At 60.5% G+C, this 16,327-nt stretch carries 14 protein-coding genes; 6 read left to right on the top strand and 8 right to left on the bottom strand.

Annotated features, from left to right (window positions below; all coding sequences use genetic code 11):
* Positions 1 to 21 precede the first annotated feature (21 nt).
* The 3 genes from AB4Z24_RS05075 to AB4Z24_RS05065 are packed head-to-tail and all read right to left on the bottom strand — an operon-like array spanning position 22 to position 2,249.
* Entirely contained in the window at positions 22 to 1,278 is a 1,257-nt protein-coding gene (locus AB4Z24_RS05075; RefSeq protein ID WP_441706311.1) for a CCA tRNA nucleotidyltransferase, read from the bottom strand.
* 3 nt (positions 1,279 to 1,281) lie between these two features.
* Entirely contained in the window at positions 1,282 to 1,587 is a 306-nt protein-coding gene (locus AB4Z24_RS05070; RefSeq protein WP_441706310.1) for a DUF6111 family protein, read from the bottom strand.
* A complete protein-coding gene (locus AB4Z24_RS05065) occupies positions 1,584 to 2,249 on the bottom strand; it encodes a CoA pyrophosphatase (RefSeq protein WP_441706309.1) in 666 nt (221 codons plus the stop codon). The genes AB4Z24_RS05070 and AB4Z24_RS05065 overlap by 4 nt, the downstream gene beginning before the upstream one ends.
* A gap of 132 nt (positions 2,250 to 2,381) precedes the next feature.
* Here AB4Z24_RS05065 and AB4Z24_RS05060 point away from each other — a divergent pair, with 132 nt between their 5' ends.
* Positions 2,382 to 3,611: a hypothetical protein gene (locus AB4Z24_RS05060; RefSeq protein WP_441706308.1), complete on the top strand. Its 1,230-nt coding sequence runs from the start codon at positions 2,382 to 2,384 to the stop codon at positions 3,609 to 3,611.
* A 31-nt stretch (positions 3,612 to 3,642) separates the two neighbouring features.
* Here the strand turns inward: AB4Z24_RS05060 and AB4Z24_RS05055 are convergent, their stop codons facing one another.
* From AB4Z24_RS05055 to hemF, 3 genes are all read right to left on the bottom strand, one after another.
* On the bottom strand, positions 3,643 to 4,707 hold the full coding sequence (locus AB4Z24_RS05055; protein WP_441706307.1) for an alkene reductase: 1,065 nt from the start codon (positions 4,705 to 4,707) through the stop codon (positions 3,643 to 3,645).
* A gap of 160 nt (positions 4,708 to 4,867) precedes the next feature.
* A complete protein-coding gene (locus AB4Z24_RS05050) occupies positions 4,868 to 7,882 on the bottom strand; it encodes a phospholipase effector Tle1 domain-containing protein (RefSeq protein WP_441706306.1) in 3,015 nt (1,004 codons plus the stop codon).
* Positions 7,883 to 8,188: 306 nt separating this feature from the next.
* Complete coding sequence (hemF, locus tag AB4Z24_RS05045; RefSeq protein WP_441706305.1) at positions 8,189 to 9,097, bottom strand: oxygen-dependent coproporphyrinogen oxidase; 909 nt, start codon at positions 9,095 to 9,097, stop codon at positions 8,189 to 8,191.
* Positions 9,098 to 9,238: 141 nt separating this feature from the next.
* Here hemF and AB4Z24_RS05040 point away from each other — a divergent pair, with 141 nt between their 5' ends.
* On the top strand, positions 9,239 to 11,116 hold the full coding sequence (locus AB4Z24_RS05040) for an ABC transporter ATP-binding protein (protein WP_441706304.1): 1,878 nt from the start codon (positions 9,239 to 9,241) through the stop codon (positions 11,114 to 11,116).
* Positions 11,117 to 11,136: 20 nt separating this feature from the next.
* On the opposite strand, the gene AB4Z24_RS05035 is transcribed toward AB4Z24_RS05040, so the two are convergent.
* Positions 11,137 to 11,778, bottom strand: a complete 642-nt coding sequence (locus AB4Z24_RS05035; RefSeq protein ID WP_441706303.1) for a methyltransferase family protein — start codon at positions 11,776 to 11,778, stop codon at positions 11,137 to 11,139.
* Between the two features lie 70 nt (positions 11,779 to 11,848).
* Entirely contained in the window at positions 11,849 to 12,322 is a 474-nt protein-coding gene (locus tag AB4Z24_RS05030) for a tRNA (cytidine(34)-2'-O)-methyltransferase (RefSeq protein WP_441706302.1), read from the bottom strand.
* Positions 12,323 to 12,543: 221 nt separating this feature from the next.
* Here AB4Z24_RS05030 and petA point away from each other — a divergent pair, with 221 nt between their 5' ends.
* The 4 genes from petA (at position 12,544) to AB4Z24_RS05010 (ending at position 16,323) form a co-directional block, all read left to right on the top strand.
* Positions 12,544 to 13,131 (top strand): ubiquinol-cytochrome c reductase iron-sulfur subunit, encoded by a 588-nt coding sequence (petA, locus tag AB4Z24_RS05025; protein WP_441706301.1) that lies wholly within the window; start codon positions 12,544 to 12,546, stop codon positions 13,129 to 13,131.
* A gap of 14 nt (positions 13,132 to 13,145) precedes the next feature.
* Positions 13,146 to 14,465, top strand: coding sequence for a cytochrome b (locus AB4Z24_RS05020; RefSeq protein WP_441706300.1), 1,320 nt, complete (start codon positions 13,146 to 13,148; stop codon positions 14,463 to 14,465).
* 13 nt (positions 14,466 to 14,478) lie between these two features.
* Complete coding sequence (locus AB4Z24_RS05015) at positions 14,479 to 15,339, top strand: cytochrome c1 (RefSeq protein WP_441706299.1); 861 nt, start codon at positions 14,479 to 14,481, stop codon at positions 15,337 to 15,339.
* Between the two features lie 111 nt (positions 15,340 to 15,450).
* A complete protein-coding gene (locus AB4Z24_RS05010; RefSeq protein WP_441706298.1) occupies positions 15,451 to 16,323 on the top strand; it encodes an S-methyl-5'-thioadenosine phosphorylase in 873 nt (290 codons plus the stop codon).
* Positions 16,324 to 16,327 lie beyond the last annotated feature (4 nt).

Genomic DNA, 16,327 nt, shown 5'->3' with positions numbered 1-16,327 from the left:
GAAGTGAAATTTGATGGATAGCTATGCAAGTGACTTCGCCGCCAGATCTTTGAGCACGTTGCGCTGCAGTTCGGCATCAGAGGGGAAATTATTCCCTATCCACCAATTTTCGAAAGCCTGAAGCACGTTACCGATGGCGGGGCCCGGCGCGATGCCGAGCGCGATCACGTCACTGCCCGAGACGGGCAATTTGGGGGCGGTCCAACGATCCGGCAGCAGCGCCCTTGCGCGCCAGTTTTGCGAACTGGGCGGAGCTTCGGAGCGCGCCCAGGCAAGGAGAACCGCGCGCTTGAAGTTTTCCGGGCCGAGTTTGTAAAGGGCGGCACGGCCCACCGCTTCGGACGTCTCCGGATCGATGCCGGGTTCGCTCGCGAAAACGGTTGCGATGCGAGAAGCCTCTGCGTTCGAGAGCTTCAGCTGTTCGGCGAGAAAGGTTTCGTCGCCGGGATGAATGACTGCGAGCGCGGCGAGGCGTGTTATCGGATCGGGCGTTTCGCCGAGGGCGGTCTCAATCGCGGAGAGACGCGCGAAACGATCCGGCTCGATGAGCGTGCGAATTGCGAGTTGCACGATGCCAGCTTTGTACATGACTGCGAGAACTTCCGGAGCGTTCGGCGCGGCGAGAAGTTTCAGCATTTCGGCACGAACACGTTCGGCGGAGAGAAGGATGATGCCATCCTTCAATTCTTCCGCAGCTGCGAGGCCCGTGGGATCGATCTGGCCATTGCCGTATTGGGCACTGAAGCGGAAAAAGCGCAGAATGCGAAGGAAATCCTCGCGTATTCGCTGTTTCGCATCGCCGATGAAACGGACGTGGCGCTTGCGCAAATCGTCGAGGCCGCCGACCGGATCGTAGAGAGTTCCGTCGGGATCGCAGTAGAGCGCGTTGATCGTGAAGTCGCGGCGCGAGGCGTCTTCCTTCCAATCGCCGGTGAAGGCAACGACCGCGTGCCGGCCATCGGTTTCGACGTCGCGGCGCAGCGTCGTGACCTCATAGGGCTGTCCGTCCGCGACGACTGTTATGGTGCCGTGATCGATGCCCGTCGGATGGGCACCGAGGCCAGCGGCGCGAGCGAGGCGCGCGGTCTCATCGGGAAGCGCCGTCGTGGCGATATCGATTTCAGTGACCGGGCGATCGATCAGTGTGTTGCGCACGGCGCCACCGACGACTCGCGTCGTCGCGCCGCCTTTGGCCAGCGCAGCGAACACCTTTTCGAGGGCGGGAGCGTGTAGCCAGTCGGCATTCACGCGCGGCCATTTGATTGCGGTATCCATCATGGATTACGGCTTCGCCGTTTGCGGTTCGTCCGGCTCCGGAACATGGACGCTATGGGCGGGCGCGAGCTTCCCATCCTCCATCGAGGCCGGCACGTAAACATCGCGTGGGTTGTTGTGAGAGCGGGAGGAGAACGCGACGAGCGTTCCGAGCATCAACGCTGCACCTGCGAAGAACAGGCGAAACAGGGGTGCCCGCGCGACGATCGACGGCAAGCCTGCCCATTCGTCTTCCTTGAACGCGACCCACATGATGTAAACGAGCGTCGGCAAGAGGAAGAAAAATATATTTTCTATGACAATTCGGATCATGCCGTGAACAGTCTCCGGTAGAGCGTGCGAATGATGCCCGCCGTCGCGCCCCAAATATAGCGCTCTCCGTAGGGCATCGCATAGAAGTGACGCTCGACACCGCCGAAGACACGGCTGTGGATCTGATGATTAGCTTCGTTCATCAAAAAAGCGAAAGGAACTTCAAAGACGGCGGCGACTTCTTGTGGGTCGGCGGTGAGGTCAAAGCCCGTCCGGACGAGCCCGACCGTCGGCGTGATGACGTAGCCTGTGCCAGTGCGGTACGGCGGCAGGAAGCCAACGGGCTCTATGAAGGATTTATCAAGCGCGATTTCTTCCCGGGTTTCCCGCAGTGCAGCAGCAAGTGGGCCGGCGTCGTCAGATTCGACCTTCCCGCCTGGAAAGGCGATCTGACCGGCGTGCGACGGCAAATGATCCGTTCGCGCGGTCAAGAGGACCGTCAGGGGCGATCGTGCGATGACCGGCACGAGTACGGCGGCGTGGCGGAGGTCCGTCCGCGGCCGCGTGCTCCCGGGGTTGAGGTCGTCGTCGCCGGGTGCGTGCGGCTCGTCGACCTCCGGCGGGGCCGCGAGAAGGCGCGATCGTGCCAATGCCTCGAACGTTGTGGCATCGAGTTCCGGTATGTTCATATCGGTCATATTGGGGGCAGAAAACTGGTTCATTGTTCAAGCGTAATGGAATTTGAAGGATGATGCGATCGGATGGCCGGGCTCCAATGAATCACGGTACCTTCTTTTCGTGATTTCAAACTGCGTCTCGTTGAAAAACTAGATACCAGGCAAGCGGGGCTTAGCGTGGCCTACCTAGTGACGACATCACCGTTGCGCGTGCTGGGCCTCTGCATGATGGCTCTGGCGGTGCTGTTTTTCGTCCCTTCGAGAGAAGCGCAGGCGCAATCGACCGCGGATTTTCTCGCCTCCCTTTCCAGTAACGAGGTGGACCAGTTTCAGGAGTGGAAAGCCGCGCGTCGCATTTTCGAGGCGCAACTCGACCAATACTGGGCGGCGGTCGACGGCAAGCGCGAGGTGCGCAAACGGAAGCGGTCTCAGAAAATTCCGTTCAGCGCCAGCGATTACGTGATGAGCTTTCCGCCCGCGTATCAGGGGCCGGCGCTTTCGGGCGAACTCGCCGCGAAATACGAACGGTTCCTCACGGTGCAGAGGCAGAGCGATCCCACGCAGCCGAAAGAACTTGCGACGATCCCGGATTACCTCGCTGCGGCGAAGAGCGTTTACAATTTCGTTCCGGAACGCGTGTCCGAGAAAGAATTCAAGCTTCGCTATGCGAAGGAAGCGGCGGCGCTTGGTCTTTCGAAGGAGCAGGTCGTCAGAGTTTACGCGCTCGAGACGGGCGGTGTCGGCACTTACGATATGCAATCTGGAATTCATCCGACGAAGAAGACCGGCCGGGCGATTTCGAGCGCGCTCGGCTATGCGCAGCTTCTCGATGCCAACTCGATCAATGAACTGGCGCGGAGCGGTCCGGCTTTCATTTCGCGCATTTCTGCGAAACTCCGCGATTCGGGCAACACGCCCGAGCGAACGGCGCTGCTCAAACGCAAGCTGGCGGTGCTGAAGAAGATGTACGCCAACGTCAAGCATCAGCCGTTCGAATGGACCGTGCAGCAGGCCTACGCGAAGACGCGCGAGGGTATGGGCATTCACACGCTCAATATCGACGCCGACGTCGGGCCGATGCTGCAAGCAATGAAGCTCAAGACACTGCAGGATACAGCGCAGAAACAGGGCCGGTATTCGCTTTCCGGCGCCGAGCTCGAACTGATGAACCTGGCGGGGCCGATGACGGGCCTCGAGATGATGCAGTCGCCCGGATCGGAAGCGCCGACGCCGAATTTCTTCGCAAGGCGCGCGTACTACATCAACAAAATGGTCGTTGGCCTCAGCGGATCGCAGCTGCAAGCCGAACTCGACCGGCGGATGACATTTGCCATTTCGAAGCCGGGTTCGGTCGAATTTGCGGCGGCCTTCGACAGCGTTTCAACACGAGGGCGCGCCGAGCGTTGAGCCCGGCGCCGCCTCGTGTCGTGGTCCGGCTTCAGACTTCTTCCGGCGCGAGGGCCGGGTAATCGGTATATCCCTTGGCGGTGCCGCCGTAGAACGCCGAGGGATCAGGCGGGTTCAGCGGTGCGTTCAGTTCCAGCCGTTTCGGCAAGTCTGGATTGGCGATGAACTGCTTGCCGAAGCTGACGGCGTCTGCGGTGCCGGATTTGATGACCGCCTCAGCCGATTCCTTCGTGAACTTCTCGTTGACAATGAACACGCCGCCGAAAGCCTTCTTGAGTTCCGGGCTGATCCAATCGGGACCTTCATGTTCGCGCGTGAAGATGAAGGCGATTTTCCGCTTACCAACTTCGCGTGCGACGTAGCTGAAGGTTGCGAGGCGGTCGCTATCGCCCATCGAGTGTGAATCGCCGCGCGGTGCGAGGTGCAGTCCGACGCGATCCGCGCCCCAAACCGCAATGCAGGCGTCGACAACTTCAAGCATCAAGCGTGCGCGATTTTCGATCGGGCCGCCGTAGGCATCGGTTCGATGGTTGGTCGAATCCTGTAGGAATTGATCGAGCAGATAGCCGTTGGCGCCATGCACTTCGACGCCGTCGAAACCGGCGCGCTTGGCATTTTCGGCGCCACGGCGATAGTCGGCGACGATGCCGGGGATTTCGCTGATGTCGAGCGCACGCGGCACGACGTAATCGCGCATTGGACGCACGAGGCTCACGTGGCCCTTGGCGGCGATGGCGCTCGGCGCGACGGGCAATTCGCCGTCGAGATAGACGGGATCGGAGATGCGTCCGACGTGCCAGAGCTGCAGAAGAATGGTGCCGCCGGCGGCGTGAACGGCATCGGTGATGCGCTTCCAGCCCGCGACCTGCTCATCCGACCAGATGCCTGGCGTGTCGGGATAGCCAACGCCCATCGGCGTAACGGACGTCGCTTCCGTGAGCAGCAGGCCGGCGGATGCACGCTGCACATAATATTCGCGCATGAGATCGTTGGGCACGCGTCCGGCGCTGGCGCGGCAGCGGGTCAATGGGGCGAGCACAACACGATTCTTCAGCGAGAACGCGCCGGCTTGGAGCGGGTCGAAGAGTGATGCCATGTGGGGGATGTCCGGATTTGCCGAGGAAGGGCGAATGTCTGGTAGTACCAACCTCTCGAACATTTGGCACGACTATGTTTCCATTCAACTGCGGCGATCCGGCGCTGCTGCCTAAGAGCCGTCTAAGAGGTGGGCAACGGTTCCAACATTTTTCGATGCGTCAGGATCTCGAACGGACTTCGTCGGCCGGCAGGGGCCCGGGAACGGCGGAAATATCTCGCAGCCATTCTTCAGCCATGTCGTCGCTTATCGCTTCAGCGATCTTTGCGGCTTTAGCAGCGCTCAGTCCGTTACGGCGGAGGGCCGCGGCGAGCAACGCGATGAATTCGTCGATCTCGAAGTAGGATGTGTGGATCAACTCTCTCCACGAGAGCTGCTGCGAGAGATCACGGCCGACATCGCCCACGGCAGTGGCCGTTGCCGTCATGCCCAAGAGTTCCCGTGCTTTCCGCAACGTCTCGGTCGCGTGCATCTCGCTATATCTCGCAATCTTTGAAGCGACTGCATCGGGCAGCGGTACATAACGCGGTGAGAACAAAGGCGGGGTCGGAGAAACGGATCGCACGGATTCCCCTCGGCGGTCGTTGCCCCAGGTCTCCTGCCGCACGGAATCCCAGACGAGGCGATCGATGGCTTTCGCCAGCGGGATACCGATGAGGTGCGCGAAGCCGCGGAAGAGACCGATGCCGACCGTCGTTATCAGAAGATAGATGCCGATTATCGGTCCCATGATGAATGTGATGGACGTCGCCAAGGCCGAGATCGTCGAGAAGAGCGATTGCAGTGTCCAATCTTTCTTGGGATCGGCGTCGACGGTCGCCAGCTTGGCAAAGATATCTTTGAGCCATTGCGTATCGGGGTTCCACGAATGGACCAGATAGAAGAAGGCATACCCCAGTCCGAAGATCGTAATCAGGAGGGGAATGAGCGAGAAAACGGGCACAAGAAAATTCGATGGAATGATTGCCCGATGCAGCGCTCGCACGTTCGCCAGCGCACTGATCGCCTCGTCGTCATGGTGCCACAGGCCGACCCATTTCTTTTCGTAAAGGTCCCGAGCGGCCGTTTTGTCGCGATCCGAATACCAGCGTTTCGTCAGTCTCTCGATGACCGTGAGAATTCCGAAACACATGATAGCGTAGCCAAAGAAGAAGCTGAGCATCGGGTAGTAAAAATTGGCGAAGGCCTTGTCGCCTAGAGACGCTGAAACCGTCTGCGCGAACGGAAGATCGAGATATCTCGATGTGAGGATGCCGATCGCCAGCAACAGAATTCCGATGCCGGTTACGTAGACGACCTGTCCCCAGATGTTTAGGCGGTTGAACAGCAGCCAGCTCGGCTTGAAGTCGAGAAAAGGCGTCCCGACGGTGAGCCACGATTTCAACCGTTCCAAAGGCGCGGCTTTTGCAGCTGAGCGCAGCAATGCATCGTAGATCACCGAACCGCCGTGACTGTGGCCGATGACGTAGTAGTCGATGCCCGCTTCATCATATCCGCGAAGCTGCTCGTAGAGCTTCGCACCCGCTGCGCGCCTCATCGTTTCGCTGTTTGGCCCAGCACCCCAATGGAACGGAACGACCTCGATGCCGTCGCCCGCGAGTTCGACGATCTCCGCCGTCTTCTTCTGGAATGCACTGTCCTTCTGCCACCATGATTGACCGACATCGTCGGGAACGCCTGCTCCGGTGCCGTGAACGGTTACGATTTTAATTTTCGCGGGTGCAATTTCGACTGCCGGCATGTCACTTTCAGCCGGAATCACCGGGTCGCGGGCTTTGAGAGCGGAATTCGTTTCAGGCATATCGACACCTTCTCGAAGGTCGTTCGCCGCACCGTTCTTGGCGGTGGCGTGTTTTTCTGTTTGCATCGTCTCGGCTTGAAGAATTTCGGCGGCCGGATTTTCGGGGTCGGGTGGCGGTGGCGATGCCGGAGGTTCGCCGATGGCTTCGGCCGCGATATCGTCGGCAGCAGGAATGGCCGGCGCCGCAGGTATCAGCGTGTTGAGCGGCGATTGGAGTTGACGGCGGCGCACTGCGGGCAAGGGCGTGGGAGCTAACGGGATGGCGGCGTTCGCTACGTTGACGAGCGTCGGTGGTTCGTACACGATATCCTGAACGACCTTGGCGCGTGCTTCCTTGACGGTCTGGCCGAGGCGCATGAGCGCGCTCTGGTGAATTGTCTCGTTGAGAGATGTGAGGCCATGGCCGAGTTTGCTCGTTCTCCAGCTTCGAGACGGGACATGACTTTCCAAACCCTGCCGGATGAGACGCACGTAAGGCACGATGCGGCTGAAGGCATAGATCCAGCCGTTCAAGGAATAATGCTGGAGCCCGAGATGATCGGGGCTGCTCTCGCGCTTCAATTTCTCGATGTCGATCGCGAGGTCCGTCGTCGCCAGGATGCGTTCGGCCATCCAGAGCAGCGCGATATCCGAGAGAGCCGTTTCGGGCCAACCGCCGCCGACATCGGCATGTGTTCCGGCGAACCAAGTCTGCTCGACGTGCTGGTGCGCCGGCAATTGGGTATCGTCGGGATAGCTGAAGAGCGACGGGCGAAACGGGCTTCGTGTCTCGTCGATCGAAAGGGCATGCAGCGCGACGTCGATGGTGTCGTGCATTCGCATGTCGTGGTAGCCGAATCTGCGGCTGAGCCACGCCGACGACCAGAAGGGATTGCCGATATTGCCGACGGTATCCCAGACGCCGAGGCAGCGGATACGAACAGGATAATGGCAAGATGCACTGATTTTGGCGACGGCGTTGAAATCGCGTTTGTGCTCGGGCTGGCGATAGATCGCCCAGGCTTCGTCGATTGAGAAGTCACCGTCTTTACGAGCGAGGCCAAAAAGAGTGATGAAGCTCGCGAGGCTGCGGGCTTCGTAAGCGCCCCGGGAAAAGCCAAAGAGGTAGATCTCGTCGCCAGGTTCGTAGGCGTTGCTCAGAAATCGATAGCCCGCCTTGATCCGATCGCCGATCTCAAAGCCGAGTGCGCCTTTCAGAAAAGACCACCCCTGGTTTTGTGAGGTTGCGATGCCGACAACGTAGCGGACAAGCTGGCGGGTGCCGTGAGGGTCTTCTAAGGGAATGGCGCGGTTGAGTTTGGCGACGTTCGTCAGCGGAGACGCGCCGTCATCGTCGTTCCAGGTACCGTCGAGGGAGCAGATGAGCCGTTTCATTCTGCCGCGCTCCCGAAGGCCTCCGCTGCGGACCTCATGACGCGAAACCCACGCACACCGCTACTTGCTCCTCACGGCTATAAGTCCGGGGATTAGGCTATCATGAGGTTATACGGTGGCCCGCGCGAGCGTATACGGCCGCGACCATGCGGGCGCAACAGGGGCGCCCGGGGATGGCGAAATGGCCACAACCTGTCCGGGAAGGAAAATGACGTTCTTTCAGAAACGTCGACCGGCTGCGCAAGCAATGCGGGTGAACTAGGGAATTTTCACCCGCGATCTCGCTCCGTGATCATTCTGAGGGGGTCAGGGCCACTTCACCAATGGCGGCATCGACGAAAGAATGCTTTCGACGTTGCCGCCGGTTTTCAGTCCGAACATCGTGCCACGATCATAGAGAAGATTATATTCGACGTAGCGGCCGCGGCGTACCAATTGCTCATCGCGCTGCTCGTCCGAGTACGCCAATGTATAATTGCCTCTGACGAGCATGGGATAGACGCTCGCGAAGGCGCGTCCGACGTCCTGCGTGAAAGCAAAGGCTGCATCCCAGCCGCCTTCGGCTTCGGCCGGCGTCAGGTAATCGTAGAAAATACCACCGACGCCGCGCTTCTCTTTTCGGTGCGGCAGGTAGAAGTATTCATCGCACCAGGTCCGGAGCTTGCTGTAATCGACAATCGGATGTGCGGCGCAGGCGCCGTACATCGCCGCATGAAACGCGAGCGTATCTGCGTCGGTGTCGGTCCGTCTCTTGTCGAGCACGGGTGTCAGGTCGGCGCCGCCGCCGAACCACCATTTTGACGTGGTGATCATGCGGGTGTTCATGTGAACTGCCGGTACGTTGGGATTGCGCGGATGCGCGATCAACGAGATGCCGGATGCCCAGAATTCGGGGCTTTCGTCGGCTCCGGGAATTTGTTTGCGGAATTCGGGCGCGAATTCACCATGCACAGTCGATGTATGCACGCCGACCTTTTCGAAGACGCGGCCATTCATCATGCTCATGACGCCACCGCCGCCCGGAGCGCCGGTGTGATCTGTGCGTGACCAGGGCGTACGTGTGAACGTGCCAGGCGCATCTTGGCCGTGGGGCGCCGTTTCCGGAAGCGAAGCTTCGAGCTTTTCGAACGCACCGCAAATGTCGTCGCGCAGTTTCTCGAACCAGGCGCGCGCGGCTGCTTTCTTTTGCCCCAGGGGCGTATCGGATGCGTTCATCTAGAAGTGGCTACCGTGTCTTGTTTTTGACGGAAAAGACCCTTAGCCCTAACGGGCACCCACTTTCAATATCCGGTCGCCGTCGCCCATCGGATCTTCCGATCTGCGATTATGCGCCGCTTTTTGGCTTGCGATAACATCATGCTCAGCCGCCTCATGCGTTGGGGGGAAACCCAAATCAAGCCGTTTGACGACCGGGCCATTGTCCGGCCGCCGGATACGCTTTGGGCATTCTATTGGTTTTTTATCAAACCTCTGTGGCCCTATTTCGTGCTTCTGCTGATCGCGGGTTGCCTCGGCTCGACGATCGAAGTGGCGCTGATGGGGTTCGTCGGCACGATCGTCGACAAGATGCGCACGGAGAGCGATCCGGCGAATTTCGTCTCCACGCACGCGACGATGCTGGCCTTCATGGCATTCGTGGCCCTTATTCTGCGGCCGGTCGTTTCTGCAGGGCACGACTTCGTCAAAAATCAGATTATCTCAGCCGGCTGCACATCACGCATTCGCTGGCAGACGCACCGCTATGTCCTGCGGCAGAGCCTCGGTTTCTTTCAGAACGATTTCGCAGGCCGCGTCGCCAACAAGATCATGCAGACCGGAACGTCCCTGCGTGAAAGCGTGGTGCAGCTGATCGACGCCCTTTGGTACGCAAGCGTGCAGTTCGTCGGGTCGGCCCTGCTTTTCGCCGCCTCCGACTGGAGGCTGACGATACCGCTCATCATCTGGCTCGCCGCCTATATCGTCGCGCTTCGCTATTTCGTGCCGCGCATCAAGCAACGCTCGACGGAAGCCTCGGAAGCGCGCTCGATGCTGGTCGGCCGCATCGTCGACAGCTACACCAACATCATGACGGTGAAGCTCTTCGCTCACGCCGAGCGGGAGGACGCCTACGCGCGCGAGGCGCTGACCGAGCAGATGGAGAAGTGGCAGGCTTCGCTACGGCTCATCACGGCGATGGAAATCGTTCTCTATGTGCTGAACGGCATCCTTCTCGTCGCGACGTGCGGAATGGCGATCTGGCTTTGGACGATGCAGTACGTCTCCGTCGGCGCCATCGCCGTAGTCGCGGGTCTCGTCATTCGCATCGTGACGATGTCGGGATGGGTGATGTGGACGATTGCGGACGTGTTCGAGAACATCGGTGTCGTCCATGAGGGCATGGAGACGATTTCGCGGCCGAACCTCCTGGTCGATGCTCAGGATGCGAAGCCGCTCACGGTTCCGCGGGGCGAGATCCGGTTCGATCACATCCACTTCCATTATGGCGCGGGCCGTGCGGCTTCGGCGGATGCACCGCCGCGCGTCATTGAATCGTTGTCGCTGACAGTTCGTCCGGGCGAGAAGGTGGGTCTTGTCGGCCGTTCGGGCGCCGGCAAGTCGACGCTCGTCAACGTGCTGTTGCGTTTCTACGACCTCGAAGGCGGGCGCATCCTCATCGACGGCCAGGATATCGCGGGCGTGACGCAGGACAGCCTTCGTGCCGAGATTGGGATGGTGACGCAGGACACGTCGCTTCTGCACCGCTCGGTCCGGGACAACATTCTCTATGGGCGTCTCGACGCGAGCGAAGCGGAAATGATCGCTGCGGCGAAGCAGGCCGAGGCGCACGAGTTCATTCTCGGGCTCGAGGACCTGAAGGGTCGTCGCGGCTACGACGCGCATGTGGGCGAGCGAGGCGTGAAGCTTTCGGGCGGCCAGCGGCAGCGCATCGCGATCGCGCGCGTTTTGCTGAAAAATGCTCCCATTCTGGTTCTCGACGAGGCGACGAGTGCGCTCGATTCCGAAGTTGAATCGGAAATCCAGTCGAGTTTCGAAAGGCTTATGCGCGGCAAGACGGTGATCGCGATTGCCCATCGGCTTTCGACGATCGCGGCGATGGATCGTCTCGTCGTCATGGAAGACGGGCGGATCGTGGAGGAGGGCACGCACGCCGACCTTCTGAAGCGCGGCGGGCTTTATGCGCAGCTCTGGCGGCGGCAGTCCGGCGGCTTCCTGGCGCGCGAAGCGGCGGAATAGGCGGCGGGGAGAATTCCCCGCTACCGTTTGGGCCCTGGCCCTCGCACGAGCGACGGCTCTTTCTTCGCTGCGATGGCGGTGAGCGTCGCGACGCCATGGCGAAAATTGAAGAAGCGCGGCACCTCGGCTTTGTAGGCGAGGTAGTCGCTGCCGTAGCGCGCCTCGAGCCAAGGTTCCTCGGCAATCGCCATCATCGCATAGACAACGACAAGCGCCGCGGCGAGCAAGGTCGCGTCCCAGGCGGCGGCGGCAAGTCCCAGCGTCGCGAACGCTGCTATGGCGGTGGCGTACTGAGGATTTCGGGTCCAGCGGTAGATACCGCCCGTGGCCAGGCCACTCGCCTGGCAATAGGTTGCTTTCCGACCGAGCGACCAAAGCGCGTTGATATACGCCACTCCGGCGATTGCCGAGAGAGCTGCAAGGGCAACCCGAAGCGGGAGCGCCGGGCCGCTGAGCGTCGTCAAAAAGCGCTCGATGCCGAGGACCAGCACGACGACGTTCAATGTGCGGAAAAGCGTCCAGACGCCGAAGCTCTTGAGCGAGCCCGCAGGCGGCGCGGGCCAGATGCGCCATTCGCCGTTCAGTTGGCCGGCGCTCAAGCCCGCCAGCAGCAACAGGGCCGATGCGGCGCCCGCGATTTCCAGAAACGTCTCGATCGGCATGGGTGTGATTCGTGAAGGCGGCATGTGACGAATGCAGCAGTCACGTGTCAGGTGTGCGACAGCGAGCCGGTCAGGCGTGAGGATATCCGTTCGTCTGGCGCAGTGCTTCGCCGAGAACAATGGCGGCGGCGACGGCGACATTCAGCGATCGCAATCCCGGCCGCATCGGGATCGTGATGCGGGCATCGACCCGGTCGTGGACCGAATCCGGAACGCCCGCGCTTTCGCGGCCGAGCATCAAAGTGTCATCCGGCGCGAAGCGGAAGTCGTAGTGGGACGTTGAAGCCTTCGTCGTCAGCAGGACGAGGCGGCCAGGGGAAGGACTGGAGACCGCGCTTCGCTCGGCCATGAAGCTGTCGAAACCCACGTGACGCGCAATCTCGACGTGCGGCAAATAATCGAGCGCGGCCCGTTTGAGCGCGCGGTCGCTCATGTCGAATCCCGCCGGCCCGATGACGTCCACGGGGATGCCGAAGCAAGCACAGAGGCGCAGAATCGTGCCCGTGTTTTGCGCGATGTCGGGCTGATAAAGTGCGAGTCGCATGGTCGCCGGGACCTGCGGTAATGAGGGTTCTATGTCCAGTACGGAATATGCGCCAAATTGCCTCTCGCCTTATGTCGCGGTGGTTATTGATAGCAGAAGCAAAGGCTGTCAGAACGATGCCCAGGGAAGTGAAACGAACAAGCCAGAGACAAAAATAGGCATTTGGCTGCGAGGATTTTCCTCACACGATCAAAAAGCCATCACATCGTCTCGGGTTTCCAATGCGAGAGGCATCCGTGACTACTGACGCACTAGAACCGAACCGCCGGGATTTCTTGGTGGTTGCTGGTAACGCGTTCGCCGCTGTCGGCGCCGCGTCGCTTCTTTGGCCCTTCATTCAGCAAATGAATCCCGACGCGAGCACGAAGGCGCTTTCGTCGGTCGAGATCGATCTGTCTCCAGTCAAGGAAGGTCAGGCGCTAACAGCGATGTGGCGCGGCAAGCCCATCTTCATCCGCAATCGCACGAAGAAGGAAATCGAAGCGGCGGAGAACGTCGACGTCAAGACGCTGCCGGACGACAACGCGCGCAACGAAAACTTGCCAGGCGACGAGCCTGGGACCGACGCCAATCGCACCATCAAGGGCCATGAGAACTGGATCGTCCTCATCGGCATCTGCACGCATCTCGGCTGCATCCCGAAGGGACAGTCCATGGGTGACGATCGCGGCGAGTACGGCGGCTGGTTCTGCCCATGCCACGGATCGACGTACGATACGTCGGGACGCATTCGTAAGGGGCCCGCACCGCGCAATCTCGAGGTGCCGCCCTACGCGTTCGAAACAGATACAAAAATAAAAATCGGTTAAGAGGGAGAGCACAAATGGGAGGCTCGACCTCTAGTTACGTGCCGACGTCACGTTGGGGCAAATGGCTCGATGAGCGGTTGCCCATCGCCCGGCTCATGAACGACAGTTTTGTCGATTTTCCGACGCCGCGAAACTTGAACTATCTCTGGACGTTCGGCGGGATCTTGACGGTCTGCCTTATCGCGCAGATCGCGACCGGCGTCGTTCTTGCCATGCACTATCAGCCGAGCGACGCTGCGGCCTTCAATTCCATCGAGCACATCCGGCGCGACGTGAATTACGGGTGGATGCTGCGCAACCTGCATGCCGTCGGCGCGTCGATGTTCTTCTTCGCCGTCTTCATCCATATCTTCCGTGGCTTCTACTACGGTTCGTACAAGGCGCCGCGCGAGGTGCTTTGGATTCTCGGCGTCATCATCCTGCTGTTGATGATGGCGACGGCGTTCATGGGCTACACGTTGCCGTGGGGCCAGATGAGCTTCTGGGGCGTGACCGTCATCACCAACCTCTTTTCCGCGCTCGACACGATCTATAACGGGCTCGGCACAGCGGTCGTCGAATGGCTGTGGGGCGGTTATGCGGTCTCGGGCGTGACGCTCAATCGCTTCTTCGCGCTGCATTACCTGCTGCCGTTCGTGCTGACGGGAGTCGTCGGTCTGCACATCTGGGCGCTGCACGTTGCCGGACAGAACAATCCGACCGGGCTCGATATCAAACAGCCGTCCGACTCCGTGCCGATGCATCCCTATGCGACGGCGAAGGATGCCGTCGGGATTTTCGCCTTCCTTATTCTCTTCGCGTGGTTCGCGTTCTTCATCCCGGATTACCTCGGGCATGCGGACAACTATGTCGAAGCCAACCCGCTGGTGACGCCGCCGCACATCGTGCCGGAATGGTACTTCTTGCCGTTCTACGCGATCCTGCGCGCCTTCACGAACTCGTTCCTCGGCATTCCGCTCGGGCAGTACGCGAAGCTTTGCGGCGTCATCGCGATGTTCTCGGCCGTGATCATCATCGCGTTCGCGCCCTGGCTCGATACGTCGCGCGTGCGCTCGGCGAAGTACCGGCCGATCTTCAAATGGTTCTTCTGGTTCTTCGTCTTCACGTGCGTGGCGCTGGGCTATCTCGGCTCCAAGCCGGCGGAAGGCGTCTACGTCACCGCGGCGCAGATCTTCACGGTCTGCTACTTCCTGTTCTTCCTCGTGGTGATGCCGGTCGTCGGTCTCATCGAAACGCCGAAGCGGTTGCCTCGCTCGATTACCGAAGACGTATTGAGCAAGAGCGGTGGCGCGGGCTTGCCGACCGGAGCGCACGCCGCTCCTGAAGCGCGCTGAGGAGGAGAGTGACATGAAAAAGCGTTTCTCTCTCACCCTGATGTCCCTCTTCGCCGCGACCGTTGCGATCGGCAGCGTGTCGGCCGAGGAAGCGGCCCATCAGGAGATCGAGCGGCAGAAGTGGACGTTCGGCGGCTTCACCGGGCAGTTCGACAAGGCGCAGCTTCAGCGCGGCTTCCAGGTCTACAAGGAAGTCTGTTCGAACTGTCACGGCCTGAAGCGGCTGGCGTTCCGCAATCTCGTGCAGCCAGGCGGACCGGAATTTCCGGAAGACGCGGTGAAGGCACTCGCCGCGGCGTGGCCGAACCAGATCACCGACGGGCCGAACGACGAAGGCAAGATGTTCGAGCGGCCGGCGTTGCTCTCCGACCCGATCCGCGGTCCCTATCATAACGACAAAGAAGCTCGTGCGGCTCAGAACGGTGCGCTTCCGCCCGATCTCTCGCTCATCGCGAGGGCGCGCGACAGCCATCGGGAAGCGAGCTGGTACGTCCATCCGTTCCTGATGCTCGGCGACATTGTGAACGCCTATCAGGAGGGCGGCGCCAACTATGTGTATGCGCTTCTGACCGGCTATTCCGAGCCGCCGGCTGACTTCAAGTTGATGGATGGCCAATATTATAACAAGGCTTTCCCGGGCCATCAGATCGGCATGCCGCCGCCGCTGACGGACGGGGCCGTTACCTACCAGGACGGCACGCCGCCAACTGTCGACAACTATTCTCGGGACATTGTCGCATTTCTGTCATGGGCAGCCGACCCGTCGCTCGATCAGCGCAAGCGGATCGGATGGCAAGTCCTGCTATTCCTGATCGTCACGACCACTCTTCTCTATCTGGGGAAAAAGCGCATCTGGGCCAACATCAAGCACTGACCTTGGCACTAACCCTGGCGGTTGTGACGATTTGCAAACTGAGAAAGCCTCGCTTGCGAGGCTTTTTTTCTTTTAATTGTCGCCACGGGCGGGACAGGGAGATCAGTGAGCATGACGGCTACGGTTCTAGGCATTGTTGGCGGCAGCGGCTTTTATCATCTGCCGGGTCTCGCCAATCCCGAATGGAAGGCGATTGAGAGCCCGTGGGGGACGCCTTCGGACGAAGTCCTGTTCGCAGACATCGACGGGCTGCCCATTCGCTTTCTGCCACGGCACGGGCGCGGCCATAAGTTGTCGCCGAGCGGCATCGACTATCGCGCGAACATCGACGTGTTGAAGCGGGCGGGTGTGACCGATCTCGTTTCGGTCTCGGCTTGCGGATCGCTCAAGAAGAAGTACAAGCCCGGCGACTTCGTGCTGCCCGATCAGTTCATCGACCGGACGTTCGCGCGCGAGAAATCATTCTTCGGCAACGGCTGCGTCGCGCATGTCGCGATGGGCGATCCGATCAGTCCGCTCTTGTTCAAGGCGCTCGAGAAGGCGGCCAAGCACGAGAAGATCGAAGTTCATAGCGGCGGCACTTATCTGGCGATGGAAGGGCCGCAGTTCTCGACGCGTGCGGAGAGCAATCTCTACCGGTCGTGGGATTGCGACGTCATTGGCATGACCAACATGCCGGAGGCGAAACTCGCTCGCGAGGCCGAGATCTGCTACGCCAGCGTTGCGATGGTGACCGATTACGACTGCTGGCACAGCGACCACGGGGACGTCGACGTGGCGGCGATCCTCGAAGTGATGAAGGACAATACCGAGAAGGCGCAGCGGCTCGTTGCGCGGCTGGCGCGTGATTTTCCGCGCGAGCATCCGGCTTGCCCCATCGGGTCCGATCGCTCGCTGGAGGTTGCGATCATCACGCCGCCGGAAGCGCGCGATCCGGCGCTTCTCAAAAAGCTCAAGGCCGTCGCGGGCCGCGTTCTTCCCTGAAATC

It is taken from the genome of Hyphomicrobium sp. 2TAF46 (assembly GCF_052114865.1).
GTDB lineage: Bacteria > Pseudomonadota > Alphaproteobacteria > Rhizobiales > Hyphomicrobiaceae > Hyphomicrobium_B.
This window is presented reverse-complemented; position numbering and strand designations above follow the sequence as displayed.